Consider the following 15,157-nt stretch of genomic DNA (forward strand, 5'->3'; position numbering starts at 1 on the left):
TGCCTATCAAGATGCGACTGTGGATAACATGGGTAAAGCCCATGGCGGGCAATGACTGGGATTAGCTGAGCTTATGTTTGAGCATCTCGCCGAGCTGTCGCTCGATGCCTTGCGCGTGTTCGAGGCTGCTGCTCGTCTGCGTGGCTTCACGGCGGCGGCGCTGGAGCTGGGCACCACTCAGCCGGCGGTGAGCCAGCAGGTCAAGCGGCTGGAGGCGCAACTGGGCACCCGGCTGTTCGACCGTATCTACCGTGGCATTGCGCTGACCGATACGGGCCAGTTGCTCTTCGAACAGGTACACCAAGGCCTTCAGGCCATGGACGACGGTATTGCCCAAGCGAGTGGTCGCGGCCAGCGCGAGGTGTTGCAGGTGGCCACCGACTTTGCCTTCGCGTCGTTCTGGCTGATGCCACGTCTGCAGCGCTTTCACGAGGCTTATCCACACGTGGATGTAAGCCTGGTGACCGGTGAGCGCAGCCAGGGGATGTTGCGGCCGGATATCGATGTGGCGGTGCTGTTTGGCGACGGGCGTTTTCACCAAGGTGAGAGCCGCTGGCTGTTCGATGAGGAGGTTTTCCCGGTTTGCAGCCCACGGTTAATTCATGGCAAACCCTTGTCAGCCGTGGCTTTGCAACGATTACCCCTGCTTCATTTGCGCGGCGAGCAGGCCAGTGGATGGTTCGATTGGGCGGGAGTGTTTCGTGGGTTTGATGTGGCCAGTGCCCCGCCGCCTGGGCAATTGCGTTTCGATAACTACACCTTGCTGATTCAGGCGGCGATTGCCGGACAAGGGGTGGCGATCGGCTGGGGTCACCTGGTCGATGGTTTGGTCGAGCAAGGGTTGCTGTGCCGGCCGCTGGAGGGCAGCTTGCGTTCCAAGCGGGGGTATTACGTGGTGCTGCCGCCGCGTAAACGGCGGAGGGCGCTGATCGAGCGGTTCGTGGATTGGCTGGAGCAGGAGCGTATTCGCTGATCAGGATACGAAGTTCAGATGCTCGCCGCGATGCAGATCGAGTTCCAGCATATCGGCCATCCCCGCGGCTACCCGTTCCAGGTCCGCCAGGGCCTGCGGGGAATTGACCACTGTCCAGTGCAATGTGCTGCGCTGCAGGGCATCAACACTCTTGTCGACGCATTCGCGCTCTTGCTCGGTGTAATCACTCGGACGATCCAGCACATCGAAATCGCCCACCAGCAGCACCCGGCGTATAGTCGTGCGAGACAACCCAGCCACCAGCGCCTCGGCCATCCGCCCTTGTCCGGCCAGCTCACCCGACAACAGCGCAATCACCGCCGAGCCACCTGCCGCGGCCTGCTCCGCCTGGTCGGCATCGCCCAACCCGCCTATCTTGAAATGCAGACCAGGGCGCGGGGCATGGCGGTTGAGGTCGTCGACCACGGCCGTGACTTCGTGCCGGCGCGCTAGCATTTCGGCAGTCAGGGCACTGCCCAGGCTGCTTTCAGCCCCGAACAGCACCAGCTTGAATACTGGGGTTTCGGCATTTTTCACCGCATCGCTCCCTTTGCAGGTGGGTGATGGTTGGACCGCAATCAGGAGACATCGTGCAGAGGATCAAGGGTTATCACGCCCATGTTTATTACGACGCATCCACCATGGAACAGGCGCGGGAATTGTGCGAGGAAGCGACGCGGCTGTTTCCCGTGACCATGGGGCGCATGCACCAGAAACCGGTTGGGCCGCACCCGGACTGGAGCTGCCAGCTGGCGTTCGGGCCGGAGGTGGTCGGGGTGGTGTTGCCGTGGTTGGCGTTGTATCGCCGGGGTTTGGTGGTGTTTCTGCATCCGGAGACGGGGGATGAGCTGGCTGATCACCGCAATCATGCGATCTGGATGGGGGCTGTGAGGCCGTTGAAGCTGTCGATTTTTGGTGGCTGAGCGGGCCCTTTCGCGGGGCGAGCCCGCTCCCACAGGATGGCTGCACTGCTCAGGTGCAGTGGTGAACCTGTGGGAGCGGGCTTGTCCCGCGAAAAAGGCAACGCGGATCAGCGCCGGGCGCGGCGCACACCTTCAGCCAGTGCCGAGCACAGACTCAATACATCGCTGACAGCCTGGCCGGCATCCTTGGCCTGGGCGATCTTGTCGACCAGCGCCGAGCCCACCACTACGCCATCGGCCAAGCGCGCGATTGCCGCAGCCTGCTCCGGCGTGCGAATACCGAAACCAACACTGATCGGCAGGTCGGTATGCCGACGCAGGCGGGCAATGGCCTCGGTCACGTGCTCGGTGGTCGCAGAACCCGCACCGGTCACACCAGCCACCGAAACGTAGTAGACGAACCCGGAGCTGCGCTCCAGCACACGCGGCAGGCGTGCATCGTCGGTGGTCGGGGTGGTCAGGCGGATGAAATCGATGCCCGCGGCCTGAGCCGGGGTGGCGAGTTCGGCGTCGTGCTCTGGCGGCAGGTCGACGATGATCAGGCCATCGACACCCGCTTCTTTCGCTTGGGCAACGAACTTTTCCACACCGAAGCGGTGGATCGGGTTGTAGTAGCCCATCAGCACGATCGGTGTAGCCTGGTTGTCGACGCGGAATTCGCGGACCATCTGCAGGGTCTTGGCCAGGGTCTGACCGGCTTCCAGGGCACGCAGGGTAGCCAGCTGGATAGCCACGCCGTCTGCCATAGGGTCGGTGAACGGCATGCCCAGTTCGATCACATCGGCGCCAGCCGCTGGCAGGCCCTTGAGGATCTGCAGCGAGGCGTCGTAGCCAGGGTCGCCAGCGGTGACAAAGGTGACCAGCGCGGCGCGGCCTTCGGCCTTCAGTTCGGCGAAGCGTTGTTCAAGACGGCTCATGCCTGTTTCTCCTGGGCGGCCATGTGGTTCATCACGGTTTGCATGTCTTTGTCACCACGGCCGGACAGGCAGATGACCATCAGGTGGTCCTTGGGCAGGTTCGGCGCGCGCTTGATCGCCTCGGCCAGCGCGTGCGAGCTTTCCAGCGCTGGAATGATGCCTTCCAGGCGGCAGGTGGCATGGAACGCGTCGAGGGCTTCGTCGTCGGTGATGCTGACGTACTCCACACGTTTCACTTCATGCAGGTAGGCATGCTCTGGACCGATGCCCGGATAGTCGAGGCCTGCGGAAATCGAGTGGGCGTCGGTGATCTGGCCGTCGTCGTCCTGCAGCAGGTAGGTGCGGTTGCCGTGCAGCACGCCCGGTACGCCACCATTGAGGCTGGCGGCATGCTTGTCGGTGTGCACGCCGTGGCCACCTGCTTCGACGCCGATGATCTTGACGCTTTCATCTTCGAGGAAGTCGTGGAACAGGCCCATGGCGTTGGAGCCGCCGCCGACGCAGGCGATCAGGCTATCGGGCAGGCGCCCTTCTTTCTCTTGCAACTGGGCGCGGGTTTCCTTGCCGATGATCGACTGGAAGTCGCGGACCATCGCCGGATAAGGGTGCGGGCCAGCCACGGTGCCAATCAGGTAGAAGGTGTCGTCGACGTTGGTGACCCAGTCGCGCAAGGCCTCGTTCATGGCGTCCTTCAGCGTGCCGGTACCCGCGGTGACCGGGACGATCTCGGCACCCAGCAGCTTCATGCGGAACACGTTGGCCTGCTGGCGCTCGATGTCGGTGGCGCCCATGTAGATCACGCAGGGCAGGCCGAAGCGCGCGGCGACGGTGGCGGTGGCCACGCCGTGCATGCCGGCGCCGGTTTCGGCGATCAGGCGCTTCTTGCCCATGCGCTTGGCCAGCAGCACTTGGCCGATACAGTTGTTCACCTTGTGTGCGCCGGTGTGGTTCAGTTCTTCACGCTTGAAGAAGATTTTCGCGCCGCCGCAGTGCTCGGTCAGGCGTTCGGCGAAGTACAGCGGATTGGGGCGGCCGATGTAGTCGCGCTGGAAGTAGGCCAATTCTTCGAGGAACTTGGGGTCGGCCTTGGCCGCTTCGTACTCGCGGGCCAGGTCCAGCACCAAGGGCATCAGGGTTTCGGCCACGTAGCGGCCGCCGAACGAGCCGAACAGGCCATTGGCATCGGGGCCGGCGCGGTATTGGGACTGGGTCATGGGTCGCTCCAGAGCGTGATAAATGAGTGATGGGCTTTACTCTAACCACGGCAAGCCCGGTTGAAAACCGATAAGATTGCGTTAATACGTCAGGAAAACTCACACGTCACATGGCTCAAGACCTCCCTCCCCTGAACGCCCTGAGGGCCTTCGAAGCGGCTGCCCGGTTGAATAGTGTCAGCCAGGCGGCGGAAGCGCTTCATGTCACCCATGGCGCTGTTAGCCGGCAACTCAAAGTGCTTGAAGAGCATCTGGGCGTGGCGCTGTTCGTCAAGGATGGGCGCGGCATCAAACTCACAGATGCCGGCATCAGGCTGCGTGATGCCAGTGGTGAAGCGTTCGACCGGCTGCGGAGTGTGTGCGCTGAGCTCAGCCGGGACGTCAGTGAGGCGCCCTTCGTGCTGGGGTGCTCGGGCAGCCTGCTGGCGCGCTGGTTCATCCCCAGACTTGGGCGTTTGAAGGCCGACCTGCCGGAACTGCGCCTGCACCTTTCGGCAGGTGAAGGTGATCTCGATCCGCGCCGGCCTGGCTTGGATGCGCTGCTGGTGTATGCCGAACCGCCTTGGCCCGCGGATATGCAGATTCACGTTCTCGCCGAAGAGCGCATAGGGCCAGTGCTCAGCCCCCACTTTGTTGGCTTCGACCGATTGCACGACGCACCTGCCACCGCCTTGCTGGACGAGGCCCTGTTGCATACCACCTCGCGTCCTCAGGCGTGGCCAACATGGGCAGAGGATCAGGGGTTGAACCCCGGCGCGTTGAAATACGGTCAGGCCTTCGAACATTTGTATTACTTGCTGGAGGCTGCGGTTGCAGGCCTCGGCGTCGCCATCGCCCCGCAGCCGCTGGTGGCGGATGATTTACGCGCCGGGCGCCTCAACGCGCCGTGGGGGTTTTCACCGACCCCGGCAGCGCTGGCGTTGTGGGTACCCCGGCGCGCCGCGGATGGGCGCGCCGAGCAGTTGGCGCAGTGGCTGCGCCGCGAGTTGGAACGGCAGGCAGATTAGTTGCGGCGATACAGCAGGTAGGCGGCCAGCAGGCCGAGGGCGCCAATGGCGACACCTGCGGTGGTCACTGGGTGCTCCTGAGCATAATCACGGGTGGCGATGCCGGTCTCGCGGGTGCGGGTCTTCACTTCCTCATAGGCATCACTGATCAGATTGCGCGAGTGTTTCAGTGCGCTTTCGGCGTTGCTGCGGATGGCCTTCACCGATTTCTGGGACTCCTCCGACGCGTCGTGCTTGAGGCTCTCCAGGCTTTTCAGCAGGCTTTCGATCTCTGCTTCCATGCTCTCCAGGGACGTTTTACGCAGCGAGTTGCGGTGCATGTTGACTCTCCTTTGCAGTATGGGCTGTAAAGATTGCGACTGCGCCGCGTGGGGAAAGTGCGATCGAACTTTCCCGAGGGGTGACGGCTCGCAGGTAAATCAGGCCTGCGCTGCTAGGCTCAATCTCACTGTCATCCAAGGAGAGCGCTCATGACCGATCATCACACTTACAAGAAGATCGAACTGGTAGGTTCCTCGCCCACCAGCATCGAAGAGGCGATCAACAATGCCCTGGCTGAAGCGGCCAAGAGCATCAAGCACCTGGAGTGGTTTGAAGTAGTCGACACCCGCGGCCATATCGAGGGCAACAAGGCGGCGCACTTCCAGGTGACGCTGAAAGTGGGCTTCCGGATCGCCAATAGCTGAAGTGTTTCCAGTTGGTAACGCCGGGCATGATGGCGTTATACAGTCAAAGGGCGCCTTTGACGGCGCCTTTTCAATGTTCGTCTGATCAAGGAACGCGAGTGATGAAGAAACTGATTCTGGCGATGGGCCTGATGACACTGGCTGGCGGCGCGCTGGCTGCGGGCAAGCCTTGCGAGGAGCTCAAAGCGGAAATTGCTGCCAAGCTGGATGCCAAGGGTGTGAAGGGGTACACGCTGGAAGTGGTCAACAAAGGCGACGTGGCCGGCAAGGTGGTCGGTAGCTGTGAAGCTGGCAGCAAGGAAATCGTTTACCGCCGGGGTTAAATGGTGGTTTCTTCGCGGGGCAAGCCCGCTCCCACTGGATCCGTTTGGGAGCGGGCTTGCCCCGCGAAGGGGATCACTCGGCATTCAAGGCCTGCGCCATCAATTCATACGACCGGACCCGGTCCGAATGTTCATACAGGTCGCAGGTAAAGATCAGCTCATCCGCCCCAGTCTGCTCCAGCAGCACTTCAACCTTGGCCCGCACCTTTTGCGGGCTACCGATCATCGCCAGCCCCAGGAAGCTGGCCACCGTCTCCCGTTCATGCGGCAGCCACAGCCCGTCCATGCTGGCCACGGGTGGGCGCTGCATCAGGCTCTGCCCGCGAATCAGGGCCAGAATACGCTGGTACACCGAGGTCGCCAGGTACTCGGCCTGCTCGTCGCTATCAGCCACCACCATGGGGATGCCCAGCATCACATAAGGTTTGTCCAGCGTGGTGGAAGGCTTGAAGTGGTTGCGGTAGACGCGGATCGCCTCATGCATGAAACGCGGTGCGAAATGCGAGGCAAAGGCGTAGGGCATGCCGCGCATGCCGGCAAGCTGAGCGCTGAACAGGCTGGAGCCGAGCAGCCACATGGGCACTTCCGTGTCATGGCCGGGTACTGCGATCACTTTCTGATCATCGGTGCGCGGGCCCAGGTAGCGTGACAGCTCCTCGACATCGTCCGGGAAGTCGTCGGCGCTGCCCGAACGCTCGCGGCGCAGGGCGTGGGCGGTCATCTGGTCGGAGCCCGGCGCACGGCCCAGGCCCAGGTCGATGCGCCCCGGATAGAGGCTGGCCAGCGTGCCGAACTGTTCGGCGATCACCAATGGCGCATGGTTGGGCAACATGACACCACCGGAACCGACCCGAATGGTCGAAGTGCCGCCAGCCAGGTAGCCGAGCAGCACGGAAGTCGCCGAGCTGGCGATGCCATCCATGTTGTGATGTTCCGCGACCCAGAAGCGGTTGTAGCCAAAGCGCTCGACATGCTGCGCCAGGTCCAGCGAATTGCGTAGCGCTTGCGCGGGGCCGCCGTCGGCACGCACTGGCACCAGGTCGAGGGTGGAAATTTTCAGGTTACGCAGCTGCGTCATCGGAGCCTCCGCAAAGTGATTGGCCGAAGGCCTTTTCATCTCTGTATGGGCACATTTGGCGGATTCAATGCTTGCTGTGCGATTGCGCTGAACTTGCCGTAGGTGGCTGGCCTCTGAAGCCATAAGCAAGTAACCGTGTGACCAGGAGGCAACATGAAAAAGACAGCATCGGCGATCTGGCAAGGTGGTTTGAAGGACGGCAAGGGCCTGCTTTCGACTGAAAGCGGCGCGCTCAAGCAGAACCCCTACGGTTTCAACACACGTTTCGAAGGTTCACCCGGGACCAACCCCGAAGAGCTGATCGGCGCGGCCCATGCCGGTTGCTTCTCGATGGCGCTGTCGATGATGCTCGGCGAGGCGGGGTTGACGGCTGACCGTATCGACACCATCGCCGAAGTGACCCTGGACAAGCAGCCCGACGGCTTCGCCATCACCGCGGTGCACCTGATTCTCAAGGCCAAGGTGCCTGGGGCGAGCGAGGCGCAATTTCTTGAAATTGCCAACAAGGCCAAGGCGGGTTGCCCAGTGTCCAAGGTGTTGAACGCCAAGATCAGTCTGGATGCAACGCTGGTGGGCTAAGCGGCGCAACTGGGGCGGTTTGCTGTAGTCTAAACAGCGTCGGCAGCGCTGCTGCCCTTCCAGGAGCCGTTCCATGATCCGCGTAGCAATCGCCGTACTGGCGTCTCTGCTGGCCACTTCTGCACTGGCGGCGGTCAAACCGTGCGAGGAACTGAAAGCCGAGATCGAAGCCAAGATCCAGGCCCGGGGTGTGCAGTCGTACACCTTGGAGATCGTGCCCAACAGCGAGGTCAAGGATCAGAACATGATCGTCGGCAGCTGTGATGGCGGGACCAAGAAGATCATTTATCAGAAGAATGATCGGTAGAAGCTGAGGGCCGCGCCGCGGCCCTCTCGCATTCAGGGAATGCAGAACACGTTGCTGGGCTCGTTGACCACCACCTTGCGACTGGCGTCGTACAACAACACCTGCGGCTGCATGGCGGGGGCCCGCGCTTCCAGACGATAGCGTTCACCGGCCTTGAAATCGTCATAGCGCACGGTCAGGTAGCAGATGCGATCCCTGGGCTCGGTCATCATGCCACCGCCGTAAAACTCATAATCGAAACGCACCACCAACTCGTGCTTGCCAGGGGTCACCTGGAAATAGCGGCCATCCTCCAGGCGCTGGCCATCGAGCTTGTCGGCCATGATCACCCGGCCGGGGGTAATGGTGTAGAGGTCGATCCAGGCCTGTTTTGTGTCGACGGGGGGCAAGGGGCTGGCGCAACCCCCCAGTGCACTGAGGGCCATCAGCATCATGGGCTGGCGCATGGTGAAACTCCCACTTGCGATTTACATACCCAAGCATAGCGCCGTTTGCACAGGTCAGGTGCGCTGGCAGCCTGCTGGCAACCCTTGGCCAACCAGTTTTTGCTGGTGATCGTAGAGTTTGATCCATGGACGGAAACCAATGCTCCCTGCTTGCAACTGGTAGCGCTGCCCGGCGTTGAAATCCTTGAAGGTCAGGTTGAGCTGGCAATCGCGCCACAACGGCTCGTTGACCGGACCGATATTGCTGGGTGTGACCGGGAACTGGTAACGCACGGTCAGCTCGTGGCTGCCGGGTGGCACTTCGAAATAGCGAGTGTCGGCCCAATCGCGTTCGTCCACCTGAACCGCGTGCAGCGAGTTGTCATCTTGTGGGGCCAGATCCACCCAAGCCTGGTTCGGATCAGGGTCAGGCAAGGTCGAACAGGCCGATACCAGTAACAACGAACCGGCGACGAACAGTGCACGCATGGCGAAACTCCCCCTTGGCGAGATAGTCTTGGAGCGTCGGCCGTGAGCGAGTTGGATTGCCCAAGATGGTGTGGTTTTTTCTTTTGAAGCGCTCAGGCCCTGGGCCACTCGACCGTGTTTTCAGGGGGTTGGTTCCCGTGCTGGCTGCCTTTCTGCTGAACGGTTGCAGCAGCCTTGGCTATTACGCCCAGTTGGGCGAAGGTCAGTGGCAGTTGCTGCGCGCGCGCCAACCTGTGGAAAAGGTGCTCGCCGACCCCACCAGCAGCCCGCAATTGCGCGCCCGCTTGCAACACGCGGAGCAGGCGCGAGTGTTCGCCAGCGAGCAGTTGAAGCTGCCGGATAACAATAGCTACCGAGTGTATGCCGACTTGGGGCGGCCCTATGTGGTGTGGAACGTGTTCGCCACGCCCGAGCTGTCGCTGCAACCGGTGACGCACTGCTTCCCCATCGCCGGTTGTGTGGCCTACCGCGGCTACTATCGCCAGGGTGCCGCGCGCGGTGCAGCAGCGCTGATGCGCGAGCAAGGTATGGATGTTTACGTGGGCGGGGTCGAGGCCTACTCGACGCTGGGCTGGTTCGATGACCCGATCCTCTCGTCGATGGTCGGCTGGGGGGACGAGCGCCTGGCCACGCTGATCTTCCATGAGCTGGCGCATCAGCGCGTCTATGTGCAGGACGATACCGAGTTCAACGAGTCCTTTGCCACCTTCGTCGAGCACGAGGGGACGCGGCAATGGCGCGTGGCGCGTGGGCTTGCAGCGGATCAAGGGGATCAGGGCCAGCAGCGCGAGCAGTTCATTCGATTGGTGCTGGCCAGTCGCGAGCGGCTGCAGGCGATCTATGTCGGGCCACTGGATGATGCGCACAAGCGGACGGCCAAGCAGGCCGAGTTCGAGCGGTTGCGGCGTGAGTATCGGCAGGTGCGTGACAGCCAGTGGGCGGGGGACAAGCGTTATGACGCCTGGATGTATGGGCCGATGAGCAATGCCAAGCTGTTGCCGTTTGGGCTGTATGACCAGTGGGTGCCGGCGTTTGCAGCGGTGTTTCGCAAGGTTGGCGGGGATTGGGCGCGGCTTTATGAACGGGTTGAAGCGTTGGGGCGGTTGCCTGCTGATGAGCGCAAGGCGGCGTTGGTCCGGTTGCTGGCGAGTCAGTGAAATCTTGGGGCTGCGAAGCAGCCCCATGGGCATCAAGCCTGGATAAATGCCTGATGCATCTCGGCCAGAGTCGCGAAATGAAACTCCGGCGCATGCGCCGTCAGTTCTTCTTCACTGCCAAACCCGTACCCTACCGCCACCGCCTGCAGCCCGTTGCTGCGCGCGCCGATCAGGTCGTGCTTGCGGTCGCCAATCATCAACGTCTGCGCCGGATCCAGCCCCTCCTCGTCCAGCAGGTGGCGAATCAGCTCAACCTTATTGGTGCGGGTGCCGTCCAGCTCGCTGCCGTAGATCACCTTGAAGTGATGGTCGAAGGCGAAATGCCGGGCGATCTCGCGGGCGAACTCCCACGGTTTGGACGTCGCGATATACAGGGTACGGCCCTGGCCATTCAGGGCCTCGAGCAATTCCGGCACCCCGTCGAAGACCAGATTCTCGTACAGCCCTGTGACGCGGAAACGCTCGCGGTAGAAATTCACCGCCTCCCACGCCTTGGCCTCATCGAAGCTGTAGTACTGCATGAAGGCCTGCAGCAGGGGGGGGCCGATGAAATGTTCCAGGCGCGCCAGGTCCGGTTCGTCGATGCCTAGCTTGGCCAGGGCGTACTGGATCGAACGGGTAATGCCCAGGCGTGGATCGGTCAGGGTGCCGTCGAGGTCGAAAAGGATGTTCTGCTGGTGCATGGAGGTCTCGGTAGTCAGGTTCATTCCGGGCGGTCGTAGCCTTCGGCCAGGTGCTGGTCTTTGAGCTTCACGTAGTTGCCGGCACTGTAGGGGAAGAAGGCGCGTTCCTTGTCAGTCAGTGGCCGGGCCCGCTTCACCGGGCTGCCGACGTAGAGGTAGCCGCTTTCCAGGCGCTTGCCGGGCGGCACCAGGCTGCCAGCGCCGATGATCACCTCGTCTTCGACGATGGCGCCGTCCATGATCGTGCTGCCCATGCCGACCAGGATGCGGTTACCCAGGGTACAGCCATGCAGCATGACTTTGTGACCAATGGTTACTTCGTCGCCGATGATCAGCGGGAAGCCATCGGGATTGAACGGCCCGGCGTGGGTGATATGCAGTACGCTGGCGTCTTGCACGCTGGTGCGCGCGCCGATGCGGATGCGGTGCATGTCGCCGCGGATCACCGTCAGCGGCCACACCGAGCTGTCGTCGCCGATCTCCACGTCGCCCAGCACCACCGCCGAACGGTCGACGAAGGCCCGCAGTCCAACTTTCGGAGTGTGTTGCTGGAAGCTTCGGATGGCCATGATAGGGTCTCTCATCTGTGCCGATAGGCAGGCTGCCTGCTGCGGTCGGCGTCGATTGTAATTAAGATGGGCCAGTGTTTCTTCTGCCAAGGTAGCCAAACCGTGAGTGCGAACAACCCACTTCTGCAGTCCTATGATCTGCCACCCTTCTCGGCGATCCGTGCCGAACACGTGCTGCCGGCGATCGAAGCGATCCTGGCCGACAACCGCAAAGCCATTGCCGAGATCCTCGAAAAGCAAGGCAAGAACCCCACCTGGGCCGGCTTGGTGCTGGCCATGGATGAACTCAATGACCGCCTCGGCGCCGCCTGGAGCCCGGTCAGCCACCTCAATGCGGTGTGCAACAGCAAGGAGCTGCGCGAGGCCTACGAGTCCTGCCTGCCGGCGCTGAGTGCCTACTCTACCGAACTGGGCCAGAACCGTGCGCTATTCGAAGCCTATGAGGCCTTGATCAACAGCTCGGAAGCCGCAGGCTTCGACGTGGCCCAGAAGACCATCCTCGAACACGCCCTGCGTGACTTCCGCCTGTCGGGTATCGACCTGCCGTCCGATCAGCAGCAGCGCTATGCCGAAGTGCAGAGCAAGCTCAGTGAGCTTGGCAGCCGCTTCTCCAACCAGCTGCTCGATGCCACCCAGGCCTGGACCAAGCATGTTACCGACGAGGCCGCGCTGGCTGGCCTGACCGACTCGGCCAAGGCGCAAATGGCTGCCGCTGCCCAGGCCAAGGGCCTCGAAGGCTGGCTGATCACCCTGGAATTCCCCAGCTATTACGCAGTGATGACCTACGCCAGCGACCGCGCCCTGCGCGAAGAGTTGTACGCCGCGTATTGCACCCGTGCCTCGGACCAGGGCCCGAATGCCGGCCAATTCGACAACGGCCCAGTCATGCGCGAGATTCTCGACCTGCGTCAGGAACTGGCCGCCCTGTTGGGCTACAAGAACTACGCCGAACTGAGCCTGGCGACCAAGATGGCCGAGTCCAGCGACCAGGTGCTGAGCTTCCTGCGCGACCTGGCCAAGCGTTCCAAGCCGTTCGCTGCCCAAGACCTGGAGCAGCTCAAGGCCTATGCCGCCGAGCAAGGCTGCGCCGAGCTGGCCAGCTGGGACGCCGGGTATTTCGGTGAGAAGCTGCGCGAGCAGCGTTACAGCGTGTCGCAGGAAACCCTGCGCGCCTACTTCCCGATCGACAAGGTGCTGTCCGGCCTGTTCAGCATCGTCCAGCGCCTGTACGGCATCGAAATCGCCGAACTCAAAGGCTTCGACAGCTGGCACCCGGACGTTCGCCTGTTCGAGATCAAAGAGGACGGTCAGCACGTTGGCCGCTTCTTCTTCGACCTCTACGCCCGCGCCAACAAGCGTGGCGGTGCCTGGATGGATGGCGCCCGCGACCGTCGCCGCACCGCCGTCGGCGAGCTGCAGAGCCCGGTGGCCAACCTGGTGTGCAACTTCACCCCGGCCGCGCCTGGCAAGCCTGCGCTGCTGACCCACGATGAAGTCACCACCCTGTTCCACGAATTCGGCCACGGCCTGCACCACCTGCTGACCCGCATCGAGCATGCTGGTGTTTCCGGTATCAACGGCGTGGCCTGGGATGCGGTCGAGCTGCCTAGCCAGTTCATGGAAAACTGGTGCTGGGAGCCGGACGGTTTGGCACTGATCTCCGGCCACTACGAAACCGGCGCGGCCCTGCCCCAGGACCTGCTGGACAAGATGCTGGCAGCGAAGAACTTCCAGTCCGGCATGATGATGGTGCGCCAGCTGGAGTTCTCGCTGTTCGACTTCGAGCTGCACGCCAGCCACGGCGATGGCCGCAGCGTGCTGCAGGTGCTCGAAGGCGTGCGCGACGAGGTGTCGGTCATGCGCCCACCGGCGTACAACCGCTTCCCCAACAGCTTTGCGCACATCTTCGCTGGCGGTTACGCGGCAGGCTACTACAGCTATAAGTGGGCCGAAGTGCTGTCGGCCGACGCCTTCTCGCGCTTTGAAGAAGAAGGCGTGCTCAACGCCGAGACTGGCCGTGCCTTCCGCGAGGCGATCCTGGCCCGCGGTGGTTCGCGTGAGCCGATGGTGCTGTTCGTCGACTTCCGTGGCCGTGAGCCTTCCATCGATGCATTGCTGCGCCACTGCGGGCTGAGCGAGGACGCGGCGGCATGAGCGAGGTAGCTGTGAACAAGACCAAGAAGCGCTTCATCGCCGGGGCGGTGTGCCCGGCGTGCAGCGAGCCGGACAAGCTGATGATGTGGAGCGAAGACGACGTGCCGCACCGCGAGTGCGTGGCCTGCGGCTTCACCGACACCCTGAATGAGCAGGGCCTGTCGGTGCCCAAGGAGCTGGGTACCCGGGTCAACCACCTGGCGCCCAAGGCGGCGCCGGCCAAGGTTCAGACCGTGCAGTTCTTCCCCAATCCGAAGCTGAAGAAACCCTCGGAGTAAGGCCTGGCCTGACCGGAGGCGCTGGTAACGAACGGGCAACCCCGATACTGTATATGAATACAGTATCGGGGTGAGCCATGAATCCTCCAACAGCGCAAAAAGGCCGTGGCACGGCGCACAATCCACATAATCGCTTCGCACCGAGCCATTCGGTGGTGGAGGATGACGGGTGGTATCAGGAAGTGCCGCTGACCCAGGGCACCGAGGTACGGATCGAGACCGCCAAGACGGTCATCAGCCGCAACACCTCGCCCGACCTGCCGTTCGACCGTTCCATCAACCCCTACCGCGGCTGCGAGCATGGCTGCATCTACTGCTATGCCCGCCCTTCACACGCTTATTGGGACTTGTCCCCGGGCCTTGATTTCGAAACCAAGCTGATCGCCAAGACCAATGCTGCCCAAGTGCTTGAACAGCAACTGAGCAAGCCGGGCTACGTCTGCGCACCGATCAACTTGGGGTCCAACACCGATCCTTACCAGCCGATCGAGCGCGAACAGCAGCTGACCCGGCGGCTGCTGGAGGTGCTGCTGCGTTTTCGCCATCCGGTGACCATCGTCACCAAAGGCTCGCTGGTACTGCGCGATCTCGACCTGCTGGCCGAGATGGCGCGCCAGCGGCTGGCGCGGGTGATGATTAGCCTGACCACCCTGGATGACGACCTCAAGCGCGTGCTGGAGCCCCGTGCGGCATCGCCGAAAGCGCGACTGCGGGCGATCCGCGTGCTGCGCGAGGCGGGGGTGCCGGTGGGCGTGCTGTGTTCGCCCATGATTCCGATGATCAATGACAGCGAACTGGAGCGGCTGCTCGAAGCCGCCAAGGAGGCTGGCGCGCAGAGCGCAGCCTATATGATGTTGCGCCTGCCTTTGGAAGTGGCGCCGCTGTTCGAGCAGTGGCTGCAGGACCATTACCCGCAGCGCGCCAGCCATGTGTTGAGCCTGATTCGCCAGAGCCGGGGTGGTGAGCTGTATGACAGCCGTTTCGGTGCGCGGATGCGGGGTGAGGGTGTATTCGCCGAACTGCTGGCGCAGCGCTTTGCCAAGGCCATGCGGCGGCTGGAGTTCGCAGGGCGGGAAGCGCAGGCATTGGATTGTTCCGCCTTCTGCCCGCCAGGGGGTCAGATGGCATTGTTTTGATACCACAGTACAACTAATCCAAGTGCATAATTTCATGCGGGGGTCTTGGCAGTTGATGTTTTTTTGCTATTATTCAGATCCCGCCTTTCCTGTCTGGAACGCCCGTTCTAGAGCCTCCGAATTAAGCTTCAGTTAAGTTTTCCTCGCTAGCGTAAGAATCCAGTCAGCGAAGACTGTGATCATTTACCCGTGTGCGTCATCTAAATCTGCGCATAGCCAGAATCTTTCACCGGTAAAATGGATTTACCTACACACCGTC

20 protein-coding genes are annotated in these 15,157 nt (G+C 62.3%); 11 read left to right on the top strand and 9 right to left on the bottom strand.

Going from position 1 to position 15,157, the window contains the following annotated elements:
- The first annotated feature begins 73 nt into the window (after nucleotides 1-73).
- Nucleotides 74-973, top strand: coding sequence for a choline sulfate utilization transcriptional regulator (locus ACZ6YA_RS04795; RefSeq protein ID WP_465895825.1), 900 nt, complete (start codon nucleotides 74-76; stop codon nucleotides 971-973).
- Here the strand turns inward: ACZ6YA_RS04795 and ACZ6YA_RS04800 are convergent, their stop codons facing one another.
- A complete protein-coding gene (locus ACZ6YA_RS04800) occupies nucleotides 974-1,510 on the bottom strand; it encodes an NAD(P)H-binding protein (protein ID WP_465895826.1) in 537 nt (178 codons plus the stop codon). It lies immediately after the preceding gene.
- Nucleotides 1,511-1,563: 53 nt separating this feature from the next.
- Here ACZ6YA_RS04800 and ACZ6YA_RS04805 point away from each other — a divergent pair, with 53 nt between their 5' ends.
- On the top strand, nucleotides 1,564-1,896 hold the full coding sequence (locus ACZ6YA_RS04805) for a DOPA 4,5-dioxygenase family protein (protein ID WP_465895828.1): 333 nt from the start codon (nucleotides 1,564-1,566) through the stop codon (nucleotides 1,894-1,896).
- A gap of 107 nt (nucleotides 1,897-2,003) precedes the next feature.
- On the opposite strand, the gene trpA is transcribed toward ACZ6YA_RS04805, so the two are convergent.
- Nucleotides 2,004-2,813, bottom strand: a complete 810-nt coding sequence (trpA, locus tag ACZ6YA_RS04810) for a tryptophan synthase subunit alpha (RefSeq protein ID WP_465895830.1) — start codon at nucleotides 2,811-2,813, stop codon at nucleotides 2,004-2,006.
- The gene (gene trpB / locus ACZ6YA_RS04815; protein ID WP_403132354.1) at nucleotides 2,810-4,027 is read right to left on the bottom strand and encodes a tryptophan synthase subunit beta; all 1,218 of its coding nucleotides are present in this window, start codon (nucleotides 4,025-4,027) and stop codon (nucleotides 2,810-2,812) included. The genes trpA and trpB overlap by 4 nt, the downstream gene beginning before the upstream one ends.
- Before the next feature lie 110 nt (nucleotides 4,028-4,137).
- On the opposite strand from trpB, the gene ACZ6YA_RS04820 reads away from it, so the two are divergent.
- Nucleotides 4,138-5,034 (top strand): LysR family transcriptional regulator, encoded by an 897-nt coding sequence (locus ACZ6YA_RS04820; RefSeq protein WP_465895832.1) that lies wholly within the window; start codon nucleotides 4,138-4,140, stop codon nucleotides 5,032-5,034.
- On the opposite strand, the gene ACZ6YA_RS04825 is transcribed toward ACZ6YA_RS04820, so the two are convergent.
- Nucleotides 5,031-5,354, bottom strand: coding sequence for an ElaB/YgaM/YqjD family protein (locus tag ACZ6YA_RS04825; RefSeq protein WP_465895833.1), 324 nt, complete (start codon nucleotides 5,352-5,354; stop codon nucleotides 5,031-5,033). The two genes, ACZ6YA_RS04820 and ACZ6YA_RS04825, sit on opposite strands and share 4 nt — an antisense overlap.
- Before the next feature lie 150 nt (nucleotides 5,355-5,504).
- Here ACZ6YA_RS04825 and ACZ6YA_RS04830 point away from each other — a divergent pair, with 150 nt between their 5' ends.
- Both ACZ6YA_RS04830 and ACZ6YA_RS04835 read left to right on the top strand, forming a co-directional pair.
- Complete coding sequence (locus ACZ6YA_RS04830; RefSeq protein ID WP_400802690.1) at nucleotides 5,505-5,720, top strand: dodecin; 216 nt, start codon at nucleotides 5,505-5,507, stop codon at nucleotides 5,718-5,720.
- A gap of 101 nt (nucleotides 5,721-5,821) precedes the next feature.
- Entirely contained in the window at nucleotides 5,822-6,043 is a 222-nt protein-coding gene (locus ACZ6YA_RS04835; protein WP_465895835.1) for a DUF1161 domain-containing protein, read from the top strand.
- 73 nt (nucleotides 6,044-6,116) lie between these two features.
- On the opposite strand, the gene ACZ6YA_RS04840 is transcribed toward ACZ6YA_RS04835, so the two are convergent.
- The gene (locus ACZ6YA_RS04840; protein ID WP_465895836.1) at nucleotides 6,117-7,121 is read right to left on the bottom strand and encodes an LLM class flavin-dependent oxidoreductase; all 1,005 of its coding nucleotides are present in this window, start codon (nucleotides 7,119-7,121) and stop codon (nucleotides 6,117-6,119) included.
- A 153-nt stretch (nucleotides 7,122-7,274) separates the two neighbouring features.
- On the opposite strand from ACZ6YA_RS04840, the gene ACZ6YA_RS04845 reads away from it, so the two are divergent.
- Together ACZ6YA_RS04845 and ACZ6YA_RS04850 are read left to right on the top strand one after the other, a co-directional pair.
- Nucleotides 7,275-7,700, top strand: coding sequence for an OsmC family protein (locus ACZ6YA_RS04845; protein WP_027917152.1), 426 nt, complete (start codon nucleotides 7,275-7,277; stop codon nucleotides 7,698-7,700).
- A 73-nt stretch (nucleotides 7,701-7,773) separates the two neighbouring features.
- Nucleotides 7,774-8,007, top strand: coding sequence for a DUF1161 domain-containing protein (locus tag ACZ6YA_RS04850; RefSeq protein WP_465895837.1), 234 nt, complete (start codon nucleotides 7,774-7,776; stop codon nucleotides 8,005-8,007).
- Nucleotides 8,008-8,039: 32 nt separating this feature from the next.
- Here ACZ6YA_RS04850 and ACZ6YA_RS04855 read toward each other — a convergent pair whose 3' ends face one another.
- Both ACZ6YA_RS04855 and ACZ6YA_RS04860 read right to left on the bottom strand, forming a co-directional pair.
- Nucleotides 8,040-8,453, bottom strand: coding sequence for a PA0061/PA0062 family lipoprotein (locus ACZ6YA_RS04855; RefSeq protein ID WP_465895838.1), 414 nt, complete (start codon nucleotides 8,451-8,453; stop codon nucleotides 8,040-8,042).
- A gap of 54 nt (nucleotides 8,454-8,507) precedes the next feature.
- Nucleotides 8,508-8,921, bottom strand: coding sequence for a PA0061/PA0062 family lipoprotein (locus ACZ6YA_RS04860; RefSeq protein WP_465895839.1), 414 nt, complete (start codon nucleotides 8,919-8,921; stop codon nucleotides 8,508-8,510).
- Between the two features lie 83 nt (nucleotides 8,922-9,004).
- Here ACZ6YA_RS04860 and ACZ6YA_RS04865 point away from each other — a divergent pair, with 83 nt between their 5' ends.
- Nucleotides 9,005-10,078: an aminopeptidase gene (locus ACZ6YA_RS04865; RefSeq protein WP_465895840.1), complete on the top strand. Its 1,074-nt coding sequence runs from the start codon at nucleotides 9,005-9,007 to the stop codon at nucleotides 10,076-10,078.
- A 32-nt stretch (nucleotides 10,079-10,110) separates the two neighbouring features.
- Here ACZ6YA_RS04865 and ACZ6YA_RS04870 read toward each other — a convergent pair whose 3' ends face one another.
- Nucleotides 10,111-10,761 (bottom strand): HAD family hydrolase, encoded by a 651-nt coding sequence (locus ACZ6YA_RS04870; protein WP_465895933.1) that lies wholly within the window; start codon nucleotides 10,759-10,761, stop codon nucleotides 10,111-10,113.
- A gap of 20 nt (nucleotides 10,762-10,781) precedes the next feature.
- Entirely contained in the window at nucleotides 10,782-11,330 is a 549-nt protein-coding gene (locus ACZ6YA_RS04875; RefSeq protein WP_465895841.1) for a gamma carbonic anhydrase family protein, read from the bottom strand.
- Nucleotides 11,331-11,396: 66 nt separating this feature from the next.
- Between ACZ6YA_RS04875 and prlC the strand changes: the two genes are divergently transcribed.
- From prlC to ACZ6YA_RS04890, 3 genes are all read left to right on the top strand, one after another.
- Entirely contained in the window at nucleotides 11,397-13,484 is a 2,088-nt protein-coding gene (gene prlC / locus ACZ6YA_RS04880; protein ID WP_465895842.1) for an oligopeptidase A, read from the top strand.
- Nucleotides 13,481-13,762, top strand: coding sequence for a YheV family putative zinc ribbon protein (locus tag ACZ6YA_RS04885; protein WP_465895843.1), 282 nt, complete (start codon nucleotides 13,481-13,483; stop codon nucleotides 13,760-13,762). Before prlC ends, ACZ6YA_RS04885 begins: the two co-directional genes overlap by 4 nt.
- A 77-nt stretch (nucleotides 13,763-13,839) precedes the next feature.
- Nucleotides 13,840-14,898, top strand: a complete 1,059-nt coding sequence (locus tag ACZ6YA_RS04890) for a PA0069 family radical SAM protein (RefSeq protein WP_465895844.1) — start codon at nucleotides 13,840-13,842, stop codon at nucleotides 14,896-14,898.
- Nucleotides 14,899-15,157: the final 259 nt, after the last annotated feature.

This window comes from Pseudomonas sp. NPDC090752, from assembly GCF_055584805.1.

Excerpts from the sequence above, each read along its gene's own strand:
- ACZ6YA_RS04795 (WP_465895825.1), top strand. The coding sequence starts at position 74 with ATGTTTGAGCATCTCGCCGAGCTGTCGCTCGATGCCTTGCGCGTGTTC.
- trpA (WP_465895830.1), bottom strand. The coding sequence starts at position 2,813 with ATGAGCCGTCTTGAACAACGCTTCGCCGAACTGAAGGCCGAAGGCCGC.
- trpB (WP_403132354.1), bottom strand. The coding sequence starts at position 4,027 with ATGACCCAGTCCCAATACCGCGCCGGCCCCGATGCCAATGGCCTGTTC.
- ACZ6YA_RS04820 (WP_465895832.1), top strand. The coding sequence starts at position 4,138 with ATGGCTCAAGACCTCCCTCCCCTGAACGCCCTGAGGGCCTTCGAAGCG.
- ACZ6YA_RS04825 (WP_465895833.1), bottom strand. The coding sequence starts at position 5,354 with ATGCACCGCAACTCGCTGCGTAAAACGTCCCTGGAGAGCATGGAAGCA.
- ACZ6YA_RS04830 (WP_400802690.1), top strand. The coding sequence starts at position 5,505 with ATGACCGATCATCACACTTACAAGAAGATCGAACTGGTAGGTTCCTCG.
- ACZ6YA_RS04835 (WP_465895835.1), top strand. The coding sequence starts at position 5,822 with ATGAAGAAACTGATTCTGGCGATGGGCCTGATGACACTGGCTGGCGGC.
- ACZ6YA_RS04840 (WP_465895836.1), bottom strand. The coding sequence starts at position 7,121 with ATGACGCAGCTGCGTAACCTGAAAATTTCCACCCTCGACCTGGTGCCA.
- ACZ6YA_RS04845 (WP_027917152.1), top strand. The coding sequence starts at position 7,275 with ATGAAAAAGACAGCATCGGCGATCTGGCAAGGTGGTTTGAAGGACGGC.
- ACZ6YA_RS04850 (WP_465895837.1), top strand. The coding sequence starts at position 7,774 with ATGATCCGCGTAGCAATCGCCGTACTGGCGTCTCTGCTGGCCACTTCT.
- ACZ6YA_RS04855 (WP_465895838.1), bottom strand. The coding sequence starts at position 8,453 with ATGCGCCAGCCCATGATGCTGATGGCCCTCAGTGCACTGGGGGGTTGC.
- ACZ6YA_RS04860 (WP_465895839.1), bottom strand. The coding sequence starts at position 8,921 with ATGCGTGCACTGTTCGTCGCCGGTTCGTTGTTACTGGTATCGGCCTGT.
- ACZ6YA_RS04870 (WP_465895933.1), bottom strand. The coding sequence starts at position 10,761 with ATGCACCAGCAGAACATCCTTTTCGACCTCGACGGCACCCTGACCGAT.
- ACZ6YA_RS04875 (WP_465895841.1), bottom strand. The coding sequence starts at position 11,330 with ATGGCCATCCGAAGCTTCCAGCAACACACTCCGAAAGTTGGACTGCGG.
- prlC (WP_465895842.1), top strand. The coding sequence starts at position 11,397 with ATGGGCCAGTGTTTCTTCTGCCAAGGTAGCCAAACCGTGAGTGCGAAC.
- ACZ6YA_RS04885 (WP_465895843.1), top strand. The coding sequence starts at position 13,481 with ATGAGCGAGGTAGCTGTGAACAAGACCAAGAAGCGCTTCATCGCCGGG.
- ACZ6YA_RS04890 (WP_465895844.1), top strand. The coding sequence starts at position 13,840 with ATGAATCCTCCAACAGCGCAAAAAGGCCGTGGCACGGCGCACAATCCA.